Annotated in this window: 19 protein-coding genes; 17 read left to right on the top strand and 2 right to left on the bottom strand. The window is 39.2% G+C overall.

Translation table 11 applies throughout. The features are described from left to right. From COT81_00870 to COT81_00845, 6 genes are all read left to right on the top strand, one after another. A partial coding sequence (locus tag COT81_00870) for a glycosyltransferase family 2 protein (GenBank protein ID PIS05551.1) occupies positions 1-211 on the top strand: 211 nt, incomplete at its 5' end. After that, positions 208-537 (top strand): DUF2304 domain-containing protein, encoded by a 330-nt coding sequence (locus tag COT81_00865; protein PIS05550.1) that lies wholly within the window; start codon positions 208-210, stop codon positions 535-537. The genes COT81_00870 and COT81_00865, both read left to right, overlap by 4 nt. After that, on the top strand, positions 527-1,570 hold the full coding sequence (locus COT81_00860; protein PIS05549.1) for a hypothetical protein: 1,044 nt from the start codon (positions 527-529) through the stop codon (positions 1,568-1,570). Before COT81_00865 ends, COT81_00860 begins: the two co-directional genes overlap by 11 nt. Further along, a complete protein-coding gene (locus COT81_00855; GenBank protein ID PIS05548.1) occupies positions 1,570-2,736 on the top strand; it encodes a hypothetical protein in 1,167 nt (388 codons plus the stop codon). The genes COT81_00860 and COT81_00855 overlap by 1 nt, the downstream gene beginning before the upstream one ends. Next, on the top strand, positions 2,720-3,112 hold the full coding sequence (locus COT81_00850) for a hypothetical protein (protein PIS05547.1): 393 nt from the start codon (positions 2,720-2,722) through the stop codon (positions 3,110-3,112). The genes COT81_00855 and COT81_00850 overlap by 17 nt, the downstream gene beginning before the upstream one ends. Further along, positions 3,090-4,250 carry a hypothetical protein gene (locus tag COT81_00845; GenBank protein PIS05546.1) on the top strand — a complete coding sequence of 387 codons (1,161 nt, stop codon included), beginning with the start codon at positions 3,090-3,092 and terminating at the stop codon, positions 4,248-4,250. The genes COT81_00850 and COT81_00845 overlap by 23 nt, the downstream gene beginning before the upstream one ends. On the opposite strand, the gene COT81_00840 is transcribed toward COT81_00845, so the two are convergent. Further along, entirely contained in the window at positions 4,247-6,412 is a 2,166-nt protein-coding gene (locus tag COT81_00840) for a hypothetical protein (protein PIS05545.1), read from the bottom strand. The two genes, COT81_00845 and COT81_00840, sit on opposite strands and share 4 nt — an antisense overlap. Positions 6,413-6,518: 106 nt before the next feature. On the opposite strand from COT81_00840, the gene COT81_00835 reads away from it, so the two are divergent. The 11 genes from COT81_00835 (at position 6,519) to COT81_00785 (ending at position 15,084) form a co-directional block, all read left to right on the top strand. After that, positions 6,519-8,147 (top strand): hypothetical protein, encoded by a 1,629-nt coding sequence (locus COT81_00835; protein ID PIS05544.1) that lies wholly within the window; start codon positions 6,519-6,521, stop codon positions 8,145-8,147. Then, positions 8,144-9,649 carry a hypothetical protein gene (locus tag COT81_00830; GenBank protein ID PIS05543.1) on the top strand — a complete coding sequence of 502 codons (1,506 nt, stop codon included), beginning with the start codon at positions 8,144-8,146 and terminating at the stop codon, positions 9,647-9,649. Before COT81_00835 ends, COT81_00830 begins: the two co-directional genes overlap by 4 nt. Next, positions 9,646-9,993, top strand: a complete 348-nt coding sequence (locus tag COT81_00825) for a hypothetical protein (GenBank protein ID PIS05542.1) — start codon at positions 9,646-9,648, stop codon at positions 9,991-9,993. The genes COT81_00830 and COT81_00825 overlap by 4 nt, the downstream gene beginning before the upstream one ends. Next, complete coding sequence (locus tag COT81_00820; protein PIS05541.1) at positions 9,986-10,435, top strand: dTDP-4-dehydrorhamnose 3,5-epimerase; 450 nt, start codon at positions 9,986-9,988, stop codon at positions 10,433-10,435. Before COT81_00825 ends, COT81_00820 begins: the two co-directional genes overlap by 8 nt. Next, entirely contained in the window at positions 10,435-10,992 is a 558-nt protein-coding gene (locus tag COT81_00815; GenBank protein PIS05540.1) for a non-canonical purine NTP pyrophosphatase, read from the top strand. The genes COT81_00820 and COT81_00815 overlap by 1 nt, the downstream gene beginning before the upstream one ends. A 123-nt stretch (positions 10,993-11,115) precedes the next feature. Then, entirely contained in the window at positions 11,116-11,529 is a 414-nt protein-coding gene (locus tag COT81_00810; GenBank protein PIS05539.1) for an HIT family protein, read from the top strand. After that, positions 11,526-12,050 carry a hypothetical protein gene (locus tag COT81_00805; protein ID PIS05538.1) on the top strand — a complete coding sequence of 175 codons (525 nt, stop codon included), beginning with the start codon at positions 11,526-11,528 and terminating at the stop codon, positions 12,048-12,050. The genes COT81_00810 and COT81_00805 overlap by 4 nt, the downstream gene beginning before the upstream one ends. Positions 12,051-12,150: 100 nt before the next feature. Next, a complete protein-coding gene (gene rfbB, locus COT81_00800; protein PIS05537.1) occupies positions 12,151-13,161 on the top strand; it encodes a dTDP-glucose 4,6-dehydratase in 1,011 nt (336 codons plus the stop codon). Further along, the gene (gene rfbD / locus COT81_00795) at positions 13,157-13,993 is read left to right on the top strand and encodes a dTDP-4-dehydrorhamnose reductase (GenBank protein PIS05554.1); all 837 of its coding nucleotides are present in this window, start codon (positions 13,157-13,159) and stop codon (positions 13,991-13,993) included. The genes rfbB and rfbD overlap by 5 nt, the downstream gene beginning before the upstream one ends. 1 nt (position 13,994) lies before the next feature. After that, complete coding sequence (locus COT81_00790) at positions 13,995-14,369, top strand: hypothetical protein (protein ID PIS05536.1); 375 nt, start codon at positions 13,995-13,997, stop codon at positions 14,367-14,369. A 1-nt stretch (position 14,370) separates the two neighbouring features. Further along, the gene (locus COT81_00785) at positions 14,371-15,084 is read left to right on the top strand and encodes a spore coat protein (protein PIS05535.1); all 714 of its coding nucleotides are present in this window, start codon (positions 14,371-14,373) and stop codon (positions 15,082-15,084) included. Positions 15,085-15,102: 18 nt separating this feature from the next. Here COT81_00785 and COT81_00780 read toward each other — a convergent pair whose 3' ends face one another. Next, positions 15,103-16,473: a hypothetical protein gene (locus tag COT81_00780; GenBank protein PIS05534.1), complete on the bottom strand. Its 1,371-nt coding sequence runs from the start codon at positions 16,471-16,473 to the stop codon at positions 15,103-15,105. Positions 16,474-16,499: the final 26 nt, after the last annotated feature.

The raw sequence follows: 16,499 nt of genomic DNA, 5'->3' as shown, positions 1-16,499 counted from the left end.
AGGTAAAAAAAGTTTAAACGAAATTAAACTTCGGCAAGATCGCATGGCTCACGCCACCGAAATTGTGGAGCAAACCAAAAGCCATGGCTGGAAATACACCGAAGCTCCCGTGACCGTGCGTTACACCTTGTATTCTAAGAAGAAGGGGCAGAAAATGAGTGGGGGAGTTAGAATTTTATTTGATTTATTTTTATCGCGATTTAGCAAATGATTATTAAGATTGTTTTATTAATCTTTATTGCTTTTGCATTAAGCCGAGTGGTTTTGCGCTGGCGCAAAAAAGATATTACGGCCAGGGAATTTTTTGTTTGGTTGGTTTTTTGGGTTTTAGTGGCCGTGGCAGTAATTTTGCCACAAACCACAGACGTATTAGCCAAGTTCGTTGGCGTTTCTAGAGGGGCTGATTTATTGGTGTATATTTCTATTGTGGTGTTATTTTTTGGAATGTTTAAAGTGTTAGTCAAACTTGAATCAGTTGACAAACAAATTACTGAACTGGTGCGTAAGTTGGCGATTAAGGATTCTGATGAACAGTAAAGTTGGAATTGTTATTTTAAGTTACAACAGCCGGCAGGATTTGCCGGATTGTTTATCTAGCGTTGATAAAGCGGCCAAAGGAAAGCATCAAGTTATTGTGGTTGATAATGCATCGTCTGACAATTCTGCCAAATATGTTAAGGATAATTGGCCCCAAGTTATTTTAATTGAAAATACTCAAAACATAGGATACGCCGGCGGAAACAATACTGGCATTAAACGAGCGCTTAAAGATAAATGCGATTATATTTACATTCTAAACCCTGACGCAGTAGTTGATAAGGATTTCCTCGATGAAATTTTATCAGTTGCAGACACTGACAAAACAATTGCGATTACACAATCAAAGATATTACATTTTAAGGACAAAAATATAATCAATAGTATCGGCAATGCTATTCACTATTTGGGCTTTGGCTATACCATGGGCAACGGGCAAAAAGATAATGGCAGAAGTGAAAACCGGGAGGTGCCATACGGAAGCGGCGCGGCAATGTTGTTACGCGCGGACGCGATTCGACAAATTGGCATATTTGATGAAACATTTTTTATGTATCATGAAGATTTGGCGCTGGGCTGGCTCGCTCGCTTAGCTGGTTATAAAATTATGTTGGCGCCTAAATCCGTGGTGTATCACAAATATGAATTTTCTAAAAGCATCAAAAAATTTTATTACATGGAGCGTAATCGTTTTATAGTACTTTTAGAATATTATAAACTACCAACCTTGCTCATAATTTTGCCGGCCTTGATTATGATGGAATTTGGGTTGTTAATTTTTTCTTTAAAATCAGGCTTTTGGCGCGAGAAATTAAAAGCATATGGCGACTTACTGCGGCCAAATCAATGGCAAATAATTATGAGAAGGCGAAAACAAATCCAATCGATGCGAGTTATCAACGATCGCGATATGAGCAAGAATATAACTGGCGTGATATCTGGCCAAGAAATAGAATCAGCTATAACAAAATATTTAGTTAATCCAGTTTTCGCTATGTATTGGTTTATTGTTAAACAATTTATTTTTTGGTGATGAAAATAGCGATCGTAGTATCAACCTTCCCCCCATACCAAGGTGGCATCGGCAATGTTGCCTATAATCATGCGGCCGAACTTAGCAATTTAGGTTATGACGTAACCGTGTTTACTTTAGGCGAGCGGGAAGGCAACGAGGCGTTTAATTTCAAAGTAAAGGCGTTAAAGCCCTTGATCTTATACGGTAACGCCGGCCTTGTACCAAAGCTTGGCAAGTTGCTGAAAGGCTTTGATGTTATTCACTTGCATTATCCGTTCTTTGGGGGCGCGGAGATAATTTGGCTGAAAGCCAAGCATCTCAAAAAGCACGGGAGTAAAATAATTTTACATTACCATATGGACACTGTCGGCCGAGGCTGGCAAGGGGCGATTTTTGCTTGGCATCGAAAATTTATCACACCCAAAATCATCGCGGCAGCCGATAAAGTAGTCGGCACTTCAAAAGATTATTTGGATCATAGCCATATCGCTAATTTGGTTAAAGCGAATCCTAGAAAATTCGTGATAATCCCTAACGGAGTTGACACCCGTAGGCTAACTGATAAAAATAATCTAAATGAATTACCTCACATACCCAAAGTTGGTCCGAATGAAAAAATGGTATTATTTGTCGGCGGGTTAGATTCAGCACATTACTTTAAGGGCGTTGAAATTTTACTTAAAGCCTTTAAATTATTAATTGATAATTATGCGGCCAGTCAAATTAAACTGGTTATCGTGGGCGATGGCGATTTGAGACCGCGATACGAAAGTTTAGCGTCGCAATTGAACTTATTTGAAAAAGTTATTTTTGCCGGCACGGTGGCAAGCAATGATATCGCCGAATATTACCAGCGTGCAGACGTTACCGTATTGCCATCTGTCGATGCCTCAGAGGCTTTTGGCATGGTGCTAATTGAGTCGTTGTCTTGCGGTACGCCGGTCATCGCAAGTGATTTAGCGGGCGTTAGAAGCGTTGTGACCAATGATGTTGGGTTGTTATGTCAGCCGAAAAATTTTCAAGATCTGGCCGAGAAAATGAATCAGCTGTTAAGTAATCTGGAAAAAGTAAAGTTAATGGGCCAGCGAGGCAGAGAGATTGTTCAAGCTAAATACGATTGGCAAAAAATCGGCGCACAATTGAACAAATTGTATAAACAGACCACAAGTGAGAAATTCAATTAATCAAAAATTTTTTGTTTTCGCATCTTTAGCTGTATGGCTTGGCTTAATGCTTTGGTTATCGTCACAGCCAGATATTCCTCGCACCCAAACTATTTGGGATATTGTCTTAAGTAACTTAGTGCATCTAGGCGAATATTTTGGATTAGCCTATTTCTTGTCTAACGCTTTGTCATCTTTGAACATTAAATCTCACCACGTGGCGGGGTTGGTTTTTTTGATGGGTTTGACGACAGCTGTATTTGACGAATATTATCAGGGTTTTATCAATAACCGAATAAGCGATGTTAAGGATATCTTAGTTGACTCCGTGGCTTTACTGATTTTTATATATTTAAGTTGGCGTGAACACAAATATGAAAATAGTTCTCATCAATAGTCTTTACTATCCAAATTCTCGCGGCGGGGCTGAAGTTATCGCCAAGGCCACCGCTGATGGCTTGTCTCGCGCAGGCCACGAAGTCCATGTTGTTACGTCCGGGGAAAAAGACAGCCAAGAAAAAGTGGGCGGTGTGATAGTGCATAGAATTAAGCCTGCTAATCTATTTAGCTATATTACCATTAACGAAAAACCTTTTTGGTTAAGGCTTCCTTGGCATTTTATTGATATGTTTTCTAAGTCTGGGCCCAATCAAGCACAAATAATTTTACAAAAAGTAAATCCGCACGTTGTGATTACACACAACTTGAAAGGCATTGGTTATCGCACTGTTAAGATGATACGCAAAATCAAAGTAAGGCACATCCATATTTTACATGATGTTCAGCTAGTAAAGCCAAGCGGTTTAATCAAAAAAGGTAAAGAGCGGTTGGGATTATTAAGCAGAATTTATGCTTACTTCACAAAAAGGCTATTTGGTTCGCCCGATGTAGTTGTTTCGCCGTCGGCGTGGTTGATGGAATTTTATAATTGCCGCAATTTTTTTAAACAGTCCAGAAAGCAAGTTTTAAATAATCCTGTACTGCTTAACTTAAGCGGTCACAAGCGATTATTGGATAGCCACAATTTTCATTTGCTTTATATCGGGCAATTGGAAAGGCATAAAGGGATTTTATTTTTGGTAGATGTTTTAAAAACCTTGCCGGCTAATAATTTTACTTTAACCATTGTCGGTAAGGGTAGTTTGCATATGCTGGTTCAAGATAAAGTTAAAAATGATAATCGGTTTAGGTTTTTGGGTTATATTCAACCAAATCAGGTGGAAGAATTGTATCAAAGCATTGACGCTAGTATCGTGCCTTCATTATGTTACGAAAATTCACCGGCCGTGATCAGCCAATCACTGGCCGCACAAGTGCCTGTTATCACGTCGGATATTGGCGGGGCTGGGGAGATGATTACTAATGGAATTAATGGCTATAAATTTGAAGCCGGCAACCAAAAGGAGTTGCTTGCAATATTGCAATCAATGACTAAAGAGGACATTGACCAGATGAGCCGTAATTGCGCGGAATATTCTGATCGTTTTTCGGTTCAAAATTATGTAAAGTCCCTAGAGAAATTACTACAAAATTAACGGGTATACTTAAAAATATAAATTTGACCGTTGTTAAGATTTTGCCACGAATCAGATTCCAATTTTGCATTTTCCACAATCTCGTCAAATTTGTCCCAGTATTTATTAACGACTAAGTATGCCGCATCCACGCCGACAATATCCATGGCTTGGACAGCCGTTTTTTTGTCAGGCCGTTCATAGACCATATCTAAATAAAATTGATATAATGGGTCGCCTGTCGGGATCGGGTAGTAAAAATATTCTCGTTGTGGGTTATTGACATCGCGGTAATATTGTTTGAAGCCAAATTCTCGTAAGGCGGCGGCCGAATTCATTTGATTGGCGAGCACAATATAGCGTTGTCCTCGGCCATCTTCGTTGATATAGCGGGCGGCCAGAACATCACTTTGCGTTATGTTGTAGCCTCGATCTAAGTGGTATTCATCGTCCCTTGGATAAGACAAATATAAAGAACCGGTCATAAATAAGCTGAGTAAAGTTATAACAGCCAATTTCTGCGCCATGGCTCCCTGCATGGTTTTGGCCAGCAATGCGTAAAGGGCGTAAAAAATAAGTGGCCAAAGAAAGTAAAAAGCAATCTCGAGTAGTCTAATTTGGAAATTAAACCGCTCGTATTCAATTAAATAATCAAAGCTGACAAATGTAGTAAGTAAGAAATAATTGACAATTAAAACAATAAACGTCAGAAAATAAATGTTGGCAATTTTATATCGTTTTAATCTAATGGCTAAAACTACGCCAGTTAAACCAAGTGCCAACATGATCCATTTGATATTATTGCCGTACCAATAAACAATATCTAAAATCAAATTAAAATTATTTTTAAAATAAACCGATGGATTAAGGTTGATTAAGACTTCCCACGGTTTTTTCAAAAATTCGTAATTAATAGTCAGTTGTAGATTTTTATTTAACCACGAGTTTAAAATAAAAATCGCCGGCATAATCAAACTTGCGATGATGGCAATTTCAGCAAGCACTAAGGCGGAAAGTTTTTTGTGGGCTTGGTAGTTTACTGCGATGAAAAGTAAAACATAGAAAATGGCTATCGGTATGCCAGATATAGGGTGGGCCGTTAACGACGCTAATACTAAAATAGATAAGCCGAGAAGTTGCTTACGGCTTGGGTTATGCGCATAAACTAAAGCTAAAAATATAGTCACTAAAGTTAAAACATTTGCCAGGGCTTGGGGCGTGGTCACAATAAATACACCAAAAGGGATTAAAAGCCACAAAAGGGATAAAGGTAATGCCGACAATTTAGCATGAATAATTCGTCGAAAGGCAAAGAAAATTGTTATTGGTAAATAAACTGACGCCATAGTTATGACTAAAAACTTATCTAGGCTAATAACTGAAAGGCGGGTTAATTTAGAGAGGATGACCACAAGCGAATACTGTCCCAAATAATATAGCGGCTTGGGGCTCACGGCGCCGGATTGCCAAATTTGTTTTTCGGTCGCCTGATGTATGATTGGGTCAAATCCATAACCTAATTTGTAAATAACTAATGCTACCGATAAGCTCAAGGCACTGTGGATGATTGTTAATATGAGGCCTTTGCCGATATGGCGTTGCTTAAGTAAAATCGTTAATAAAATAAATGAAGCTATAAAATAGATTACAAAAAAGTAATCAGGCACAACCCACCAAGGTGAACGTAAGGCGGCGTCAGATTGAAATTTCCAAAGCGTATAAAAAGCAAATGCGGCAAAAATTAAGTAGGTAAATGTTAGCAGGTAAACTAATATATTAGTCCAAGAAATAACCAAACGCCATTGGCTTATATCTAATGAACGGGAGTAATTCTTAAACTTAAGTAATGATTTTTCTTGCAGAATGGGTTTAAGTAGCATTAAGGGAGCTATAACAATTAATAAAGCGATAACTAAATCGTTAAGCTCATAAAAATAATAAACTATGGCCCCAACTGATGATATGCCAGTTAAAAGAATCAATAAGCCGACAGTTTTTTGGAATAATTTTGGTTCCTTAGGAAATAAAACTAAACCGGCGGTCCGGCCGTAGAATAAAAGATAGATCGTGGTACAAATTATGCCCAAGCTTAATGATCGCCAAACAAACAAATTTAAAATTAAAAGCAACGGAATGGCTGCGGTGATAAAGAAGTATTTAAGCAGAAAAATGATTTTAACCATGATACTATTCTATCACAACATTGTTAGAAATAGCAGTAATTATAGTCAGGGCCGGTTAAAGATAAAATTTCTATTTGAGTAACCTAATTGTGGTATAATAAACGCCATGAGAGCGCTAAAATTTGATAATAATTTAGTATACATAATTTTATTAAGCCTGTTGGCCTTAATAGTTTATTTAATTTTTCCGTTTCGCCAAGTGCAATTAGCCGAAGGGGGCAGAGTAATTTTTAACTCACCTGACGAGACAGCTAACTTTGTTTTTGCCAATCAGTTTGCTAAATTTGGCGAATTACAACTGGCGCCTAAGGCGGAATATCATGTGCCAGAGATTCATCCACGTAGCGTAACGGTTATAAGTGGGAATTATGTGCCGACTAGTTTTATCGGGATGCCTGTCTTATTTGGCGGCATCGCAAAGTTGGCCGGCATCAAGTCAATAATTTTTTTAACGCCGATTTTATCGGCCATCACTTTAGTCTTTTTTTATTTGCTTTTACGAAAAATTTTTAGTGAACCGATAGCCATTGTTTCAACCATAATGCTTGCGGCCTTACCTCCGTATGTTTATTACACTGCACGTTCAATGTTCCATAACGTGCTATTTTTGGATTTGTTGATTATAAGTTTGTATTTTTTGGTTTCCTACATCAAAGAGTTGAAATTAATTAGCTTGTTTTTCGGTGTTTTGCTTTTAGCCGCCTCGATTGTCATAAGACCATCAGAAGTTTTATGGGTGTTGCCATTGTTTTTGGCGCTGCTCTTTGTTTTTAAATCCCGCGTTAGAGTGAATTTGGCAATTTTTTTGTTTGCGGTCCTGGGATTTTTAGTTTATATGCCTGTATTTTACTATCAAACATCTCTTTATGAAATTCCGGTCGCGACAGGTTATCCGGGCGATCCAATCGCTGAAGCCGTGGAGGCAAGTCATGATGGCGGTATTACGGCTACGGCGTTGGCTTTTATTAACCAGTCAATTTTTCCGTTTGGCATACACCCTAAACGCGCGGCCTTAACTTTCTATCATTATTTTGTGGATTTTTTTTGGTGGTTAGCTATCCCGGTTATTTTAGGATCGTGGTGGTTTGTGCGAAAACAAGAGAACGCAGCACCACGCGTATATTTTCACGCCTGGATTTGGCCTAGTTTATTTTTAATTCTTTTTTACGGCAGTTGGATAATAAAAGATACGGTTAGCCCGTCGTTGTATACAATTGGGACTTCTTATGTTCGCTATTTGTTGCCGGTATATGTATTTTCCATCCCGATCGCAGCATTTGTTTTAATCAAAGCCAGCCAAGTTATTCCTTATCGACGCATCGGGACAACATTGGTCATCTCTTTTATAATGATTTATCTCACCTTTAGCACAATTGTAACTTTTACTGGCGGTAATGAGAGTCTAATATCAGTTGATGATGCTGTTGGTGCTTTTTACACTAAGGCCAAACTGACCCGGTCGGTAGTTGAACCTAGCGCGGTAATTGTAGCGGAAAAAACTGATAAAATTTTTTGGCCCGAATATGATGTGATGTCTTCAATCTTTGATGACGCGACGCGGTCTTCGTTAAGAGACATTGCCACTAAGCGCCCGGTTTATTATTATACTTTTCTAAATCAAGCCGATTTAGCTGAGGTTAACAGTCGGTTAGCATCTTCAACCGTTCAACTAGTTGATCCCATAAATATTTTTGAGAATGAGAATATTTATAAGATCGTTCCTTTAGAATCATGAAAAAGACTTTCGGCCTTCTAACTTTTTTAATTAGGATTTTTATTTACCTCACCCCGGCAGTTTTATTTTTTTGGCTCTGGCAAAAAGATTTGGTAAGGGATGGAGTGTTGGTGGCAACTTATAATTTTGACCAACTCTCACCATTTATTTCCCCGCTCCATCCTCAATCTCGAGTTAGCGATCCGGTAGTTGAGGCGGGAGACACATACCAAATCGTTAAGGATGACCCAGTGTATTTTGATGTAAGGTTGCCGCGTCATTTTAATAGTGCCAGCGTGAAAATACGTTACCAAAATATTGACCAATCAATTATTGAGTTGGGGGCATTAGCTAGCCGATTGGCATGGTCATTTGATTTACGCGCGGTTTACAACGAGGCGGTAAATCAGTTGTTTCATGATAAGTTAGTTTGGGATCCGATATATCAAGATGACGTTGTGCTATTTCGCAAAGATCAAAGATTTAAAACGGTTGATGAGTTTTTGGATCAATTGCCGCCTCATGACAGAATAGCTAGTTACCGTTACGACTTGCCTGGAGATTTATTTTTATCACGCTATCAGCCGAGAAACTTCGGCGTGGAAATTAACAAATCGTTGCGTGGCGAGCATCGTTTTTTCACTTATGTTAAAAACGAGCCGTTGGAATTAAAATTATTGATTCAAGATGTAAACCGAAATTTTGGCGATGATTATTTAGACATTGCAGTGTATAAAGAAGATCAACAAATATATTCTACTTTTATTCAAGATGATGGCAATGTTAAAGATGATGCCAAATTTTCTGAGCCGCAGGAGGTTGATATTTCATTGCCAGGGTTAGCCGAAGGAGTGTATCGGGTGGAGCTGATTACCAGGAGCGACGATATTTTTATTCGCCGTTTGGCTACGCCCCAAGATTTGTTAGTTTTTATCGGGGGAGTGTATTTAGCCGACAATGTCGGGTATGCCGATGAGTATAGTGACGAGAGGTCAAAGCCGACCCTTTTGTATACTAACGGTTCCAGGTTTAAAGCATTTACTTCACATATTGAAGGCCTGCAAACTTTAAAAATTGGGGAGCACATTCTTGATTTGACCAAAACGCATAAGTTATATTCTTTAGACGCAGATTTTAGCAATAAAGAAATTTTAGTGCCGCGAAATGACGTTAGGGTTTTAACTAATGGATTTATTGCTTTTTCAAATGAAACTTTTTTTGTGCCCGAAGAAGTAAATTTAAATGACGGCGAGAAATTCAACACGGATGCAATTCGTTACGTGATTGCTCGATACAAACAGCCAGTTGAACGGGACGGTTGGCTGGTAAGCCAAGTAGATTTTGATTTAAATAAATTAGATGCCACCGGCGATAAGTTAACGTTTGTCATTTCATTGCCAGGTTTAGAAGGAGGCGACAGGGGAGTTAAAATTGGCAGCATAGAGATTGAGCTAAAAACTTCGCCCCTCGATTGGTTTGGCGTGGCTGATCGGATTGTAAATAAGTTAAAGGAGTTTATATGAATAGATTAAAAATAGTTGCTCAAGATTTAGTGCGTGTGAGCTTTTTGACCTTTGTGATATTTTTCACAATTGAATATTTTAAAACTGGCATTATCACTAACTATTTGAATTTTAACGCTCTCTTGCTTATCTTAATTGCCAGTGTTATAGTATCTGGAGCATTGGCCAAATCGCCTGTTAAAAAAAGATTATGGAGAAGCTTAATTTTAGTAGTCACGGCTGTGATAGTCATGATTACAGCGCTGATTAACATATTGCCGGTTGGACCAATTTACACATTTCTAAGTTATTTATTTGGCTTTTCATTCATAATCGTTTTTCTATTATTAAATCAAAATGATTGAAGGTGTTATTGTTAAAAAATTACAAAAGTTTGAAGATGAGCGCGGCTGGCTGATGGAAACGCATCGCGACGATGAGCAAGAGTCTCGGCCCGCCATGAGCTATTTTTCTAAAACATTGCAAGGCGTGGTACGCGGCCCGCATGAGCATGAAACGCAATCCGATCAATTTGTTTTTACTGGACCGGGAAACTTTGAATTTCATTTGTGGGATAATCGTGAAGGTTCAAAAACATACGGCCAGCATGAAGTTATGGAGGTGGGCGAAAATAATCCCACCAGCATATTTGTCCCACCGGGGGTAGTGCACGGCTATAAGTGTTTAAGTGAAGAAGGTTATGACTTGAACTTGCCAGACAAGTTATACAAAGGTGAAGGGAAAAAAGATGAGGTTGATGAAATTCGCCATGAAAACGACGATAATAGCCCTTTTAGAATCGAATAATGCGCGAAATACTTTTTGTCACTACCAGCCGCCACAAAGTTAAAGAAGCCAACGAGATTGCAAAAGAGTTTGGCTTAAAGCTGATCCAACATGATTTTGACTACCCGGAAAACCAAGACAAAACGATAGAAGAGATAGTATCCCAGGCGGCGAGGCAAATGGCTGATAAATTAAATCAGTTAGTCGTGGTTGAGGATGCGGGATTATTTTTAGAGGCGTATGAGAATTTTCCAGGGCCTCTTTCCAAGTTTGTTTTCAACACGATTGGCAATGAGGGTATTTTTAAATTACTAGAGGGCAAAGATAGGGGCGCGTACTTTAAGGCTGTGTATGGGTATTGCCAACCGAGGCAAGAGCCAAAATTATTTACCGGAATTTCCCGCGGCCAAATTACTACGCAAGCAAAAGCATTAGAAGTTGACGACATGCCTTGGGATTACATTTTTATACCAGCAGGATATGAAAAAGTAACTTCAGAGATTATGAACCAAAAGAAAGATTTTTCTGCCCGCGCGAAAGCGGTTAAGAAATTGGCAGAATATATTAATAGTAAATAATACCCTCTCCGAGACGGAGAGGTAAGCGGTGAGGCAGAGTATGTGAAAGCTGGATAGTCAAATTCGTAACCTCACCCAACCCTCTCCCACTGGGAGAGGGAATAGTAAGAATTAATAAAACATATGGCAGATTGTATTTTTTGTAAAATTGTCACAGGTGATATTCCTTCAACTAAAGTTTACGAAGACGATAATTTTTTAGCTTTTTTAGACATTGCGCCAATTACTCCCGGGCATACTTTAGTGATTCCTAAAGAGCATGTGACTGACACTTTAGACATGGATGAAAATACTCTGAAAGAATTAGCAGTGAGGGTAAAAAAAATTGCCCATGCGATTGTTGACGGTTTGGACGTAAAGGCGTTAAATATAGGAGTAAATAACGGTGCTGACGCGGGCCAAGTAGTCTTTCATGCACATTGGCATTTAATCCCAAGGCGCCCAAATGATGGACTAAAATTGTGGCCCGGCGGGGGTTATCGCGATCAAGAAGAAGTTCAAAGTACGGCGGAGGCTATTAGAAATCAATTACAATGAGTCGGTGGAAAAAGATCAAAGGTAAAAAAGTATATTCGGGGTTTTTTGGAGTTGTTTATGAAGATGAAGTTATTAATCCATTCGGGAAGAAGCACATTTATGGATATATAGTTGGACCTGAATATACCCCTGTCGTTGGCTATCATGAGGGGAAGTTTTTAATTGTTAGGCAATATCGATATACCCAGCAAAGGTTTACATGGGAGTTTGTCAGTGGCGCGCTGGAAAAGGGCCTAACCCCACTAAAGAACGCAAAAAAAGAATTGCTTGAGGAGTCTGGGTATAGTGCCGACAAATGGACCAAGCTTGCGAAATTGAGAGGAGGCAACGGCTTTGGGACTGTTTTTTTAGCTCAGAGCATGAAAAAGGTAGCCGATCCCGTTCCCGAGGTTGGCGGAGAAATACCTGAACCGAAGTTTGTTAGTAGAGCAGAACTAGAGAAAATGATAAAATCAGCAAAGTTCGATAAGTTTTCACATATAGCATCTTTTTATTTAGCTAAGGATCATTTGAAATTATGAATAAATTAGTCATTGCGAGCGGAACGAAGTGGAGCGTCGCAATCTCTGAGATTGCCACGTCGTTCACCTTGCTCACTCCTCGCAATGACAATCGAGAATTATGAAACTTCTAGTAACAGGCGGCGCAGGATTCATTGGTTCCAATTTTATTTTGTATTGGATGGCCAAATACCCAAAAGATCAGATTGTTAATCTGGATGCTTTGACGTACGCCGGCAATTTAGAAAATCTCAAATCAGTTGAGGGCAGTAAACATTACTCCTTCGTCAAGGGTAATATTTGTGATGCTAAAATAGTTGAAAAAGTCATGAATGGTATTGATGTGCTAGTTCACTTCGCGGCAGAATCACACGTTGACCGTTCAATTACCGGCCCACAAGTTTTTTTACAAACTAATGTGATTGGCACCCAAGTTTTATTAGCTGCCGCTTTGAAGCATAAAGTAAAACGCTTTCATCATATTTCAACTGATGAAGTCTTTGGCGCACTGGATTTAGATTCAAAAGATAAGTTTAATGAAGAAAGTTTGTACCGGCCAAGTAGCGCTTATTCGGCATCAAAAGCATCCTCTGACCATTTAGTCCGGGCATATCATGTAACTAATGGCTTACCGATTACGATTACTAATTGTTCTAATAACTTAGGCCCGTATCAATTTCCCGAAAAGTTTATTGCCCTTGCAATTACCAACGCGCTAGAAGATAAAAAGATTCCAATTTACGGCGACGGACTGTATATGCGCGATTGGATTTACGTTACTGACCACTGCCGGGCCGTTGACTTAGCTTTGCAAAAAGGTAAAGCCGGGGAGACTTATTGCGTCGGCGGCATGGATGAAGGAGTGAGCAATATAGAAGTGGTTAAAACAATTTTGAAACAATTAGGGAAAAGCGAAGATTTAATTGAGTTTGTTAAAGACCGGCCCGGACACGACCGCCGTTACGCTATTGATTGGTCAAAGGCAAGTACGGAATTGGGATACAAGCCGCAAGAAAGTTTTGAGACAGCCATTAGTAAAACCATACAGTGGTATCAAGCTAATCAAAATTGGTGGCAAAAAGTGAAGTCAGGGGATTATCAGAAATATTACCAAGGGCAATATGGGAATTAGCGCCAAAGTTTTAATTTTGGGCGCTAATGGAATGCTCGGCACTGCCTGCGCCGAGGTTTTTTCTAATTATGATTTAACTTTATGGGACCGTGACCAATTAGACATTACTGACGCTGCGGCCGTAGAAACAAGTATAAAAAAACTACGGCCGCATATAGTGATTAATTGCGCCGGTTATACTGCCGTAAATAAGGCAGAAAAGGAGACGCAACTGGCTGAAAAGATTAATGGCGAGGCGGTGGGAAATATTGCGCAGGCGTGCAAGCCAATTGAGTCAATACTCATTCACTTTAGCACTGATTATGTTTTTAACGGCGAGAGTAAAGATGGCTATGTTGAGTTTGATACGCCGGAACCGTTATCTGCTTATGGTAAATCCAAGCATTTAGGCGAACAATTATTGCAAAAATATGGCGCTAAATATTATTTAATCAGAACCTCTTGGCTTTTTGGTCCAAATGGGCATAATTTTGTAGATACAATTCAAAACTTGGCAAAGAGTCAAAAATGGCTTAAAGTTGTTATAGACCAGCATGGTAATCCAACGTATACTTTGGATTTGGCTAAGAAAGTGAAAGAGACTGTGGAAACCGAAAAACCGTACGGTATTTACCATGTGACAAATTTCGCCGGACCTTTCGGCACCACGTGGTATAATTTTGCGAAAGCGATTATCAAAGAATTAAAATTAAATGCAATTGTCGTGCCGTGGTTTACTTTTTTATTGCCAGGCAATAACGCTAAACGGCCAAAGTGGAGCGTGCTCAAAGATTCTCGCCTAGAGCCACTACGACCCTGGCAAGAGGCGTTAGTTGAGTATTTAAATAAATAGTATGAGAGAGACAGAGCAACCTTTTATGGACGATATGAAAAAGAAGTTTCGTGAGCTGGCAAAAAAATTACACCCTGGCCAGGGTGGAGATAATGGATTGATGGCCGAGCTTAATGATGCTTACAATGAAGCAAGGCGGGGCAGTTTTGCACATCTTGAACGATTGTATGATAAATTTGTCCAAAGTTCTAATGGGTTACAAGAAGATGTTGTCTCGGCCAACGATAAAGATGGAGGCAAAAGTGCTATGGATAAATATTTTTCGGGAGGATATGAACAAGACTTTTTAGCTCAGATGGAAGAGCTACGGGCTGCGGGAGTAAATACTGAAGGGATGGAATGGTTTCACAAAGAATGGAAGAATTCCAGTAAATAATATGAAAGGAATAATTTTAGCTGGGGGCGAGGGGACAAGATTGCGTCCATTGACCGCTGTCACCAACAAACATTTGTTGCCGGTGTATGATAAGCCGATGATTTATTATCCCATCCAAACTTTGGTCAATGCCGGCATTAAAGATATTATGATAGTTTCCGGCAAAGGCCATGCCGGCCAATTTTTGGAATTGCTCCGTTCGGGTAAAGAATTTGGCGCGCACTTTTCTTACGCCGTGCAAGAAGAACCTGGCGGCATTGCTCAAGCCTTAAGTTTGTGCCAAGATTTCGCAGACAATGAGAAGGTTATAGTTATGCTGGGCGATAATATCTTAAAGGATGATATTTCTCAAGCTGTAAAAAACTTTGAGAAGCAAGACAAAGGTGCCAAGATATATTTGAAAGAAGTTGACAATCCTAAATCGTTCGGCGTGCCGGAAATTAAATCCGACAAGATAGTTAAGATTGAAGAAAAACCTAAAAAACCCAAATCTAACTATGCGGTTATTGGAGTTTATATGTATGACGCGCAAGTTTGGGATGTAATCAGGAAGTTAAAACCGTCAAAACGCGGAGAATTAGAAATTACCGACGTGAATAATTTTTATGTTAATCAAGGCACCATGACCTTTGAAGTCCTTCGGGGCTGGTGGGGGGATGGCGGAGAAAGCTTTGATTCTTTATTGAAGGCTGCTAATTTAGTCGCGAGAAAATAGTTTTTGTTTTTTAAGGTTTTATTGAATCTTAAGTTGGTATAAACCTTGCTGGTTGCCGACCTTACCAATAAAATAAATCGCAACTTCGGTGTTGTTAAAAAAAGGCTCAGCAATATAGTCGAACTCGGCTAAGTCCAAATCAATAATGCCGCCGCTGGTATCTTTATCAATGACTTTAAGCCGACGATTGTTTAAAACATAAAAAGTATACTTTGGTTCGCTAAACGCCGCAGTTCCAGTCAAAATTTCACCGTAACGGTTGATTAATTGGTTTTGACTTGAAGAAATGTTATATTGAGAAATTTCAAAATCACTAAAATAAGTTAAAGTGTTGGTATTCGGCCAGGCAAAATTTTTAGCCTGCCCGTCAAAAATTATACCAGCGCCGACATCATCTTGGCTAAAAATATCTGGACGCAGTAAAAAGAAGTCACCGCTGGTATCATTTTTTAAAAGTAAGTAAGCGCTTGGGCTGCCGTTAAAAGAGTAACTTGCTGGCAATGGTAAGCGAATTAAATTGTCAGCTGTTGGTTTTTGAAGGGTGGTTTTAACAACATAAGGCGTGGCCCCGATTTTAGTTACATAATAAATTTGTTCCCCGTCCACTGCAAAGTCTAAGATATTGGCAGACATTATCTTTGTGATACTATCTCCATTTAGATTTATTTGATTTAAAACGCCGGCTGAAAAAGTAAACAGCATATTAGCGTCTGCGTTATTGAACCTAGCAATTTCCCACTTGTTATTTTTTCCACTGGCAAGTTCGAATGAGTTTAAATTATCGGTATTAATGATAACCACTTTGCGCCCAACGCCGGTATTAATATTAATCGCCACCCTTTTTACATTTGGTGCTGTTATAATGTCAATAATTGCCTCGCCGGCGGAGGTGGCATAAACAACTTGCCCTTGTTCTGTTTGTAAATTGTAGTGAACAAACTCTGTCACGCCAAGGTTTGTGGTTTTTGTAAATAAAATTCTATCCTCGTCATTTATTTTTTTAACCCAATCAATTTGTCCGACAATGACTTGCGCCGGAAGACTACTTTTAAATAAATGAACGCCCTTAATAAAGGTGGTTAAATTACGTTTAATTTCAATTTCTTTTTCCCAGACGTGATAGCCTTCAAGCGCAAGTTTTAACTTATAGCGTGCCGGCAACAGAGTATCGATACGCACGGGGTTTTCTTGGCTTACAATTTGACCGTTCAATTCCGCAATAACTTTGGTGGGAAGAGTTTCAATATACAAACTGCCCGTTCGTTGAATTTTACCGGCATCAAAATTATACCTATAGCCAGCGCTATACAAAACAATCATCGGCGCGCCAATGACAAAAATTCCAGCCGCGATTAAAAAGATAACAAATCTAACTTTGCGGCTAGACATAACCTATATAACCATTGAATAATAAT

This window comes from Candidatus Buchananbacteria bacterium CG10_big_fil_rev_8_21_14_0_10_42_9 (assembly GCA_002773845.1).
Lineage (GTDB): Bacteria > Patescibacteriota > Patescibacteriia > Buchananbacterales > 21-14-0-10-42-9 > 21-14-0-10-42-9.
Note: the sequence above shows the minus strand (reverse complement) of the source record. Positions and strands in the feature narration are given on the sequence as shown.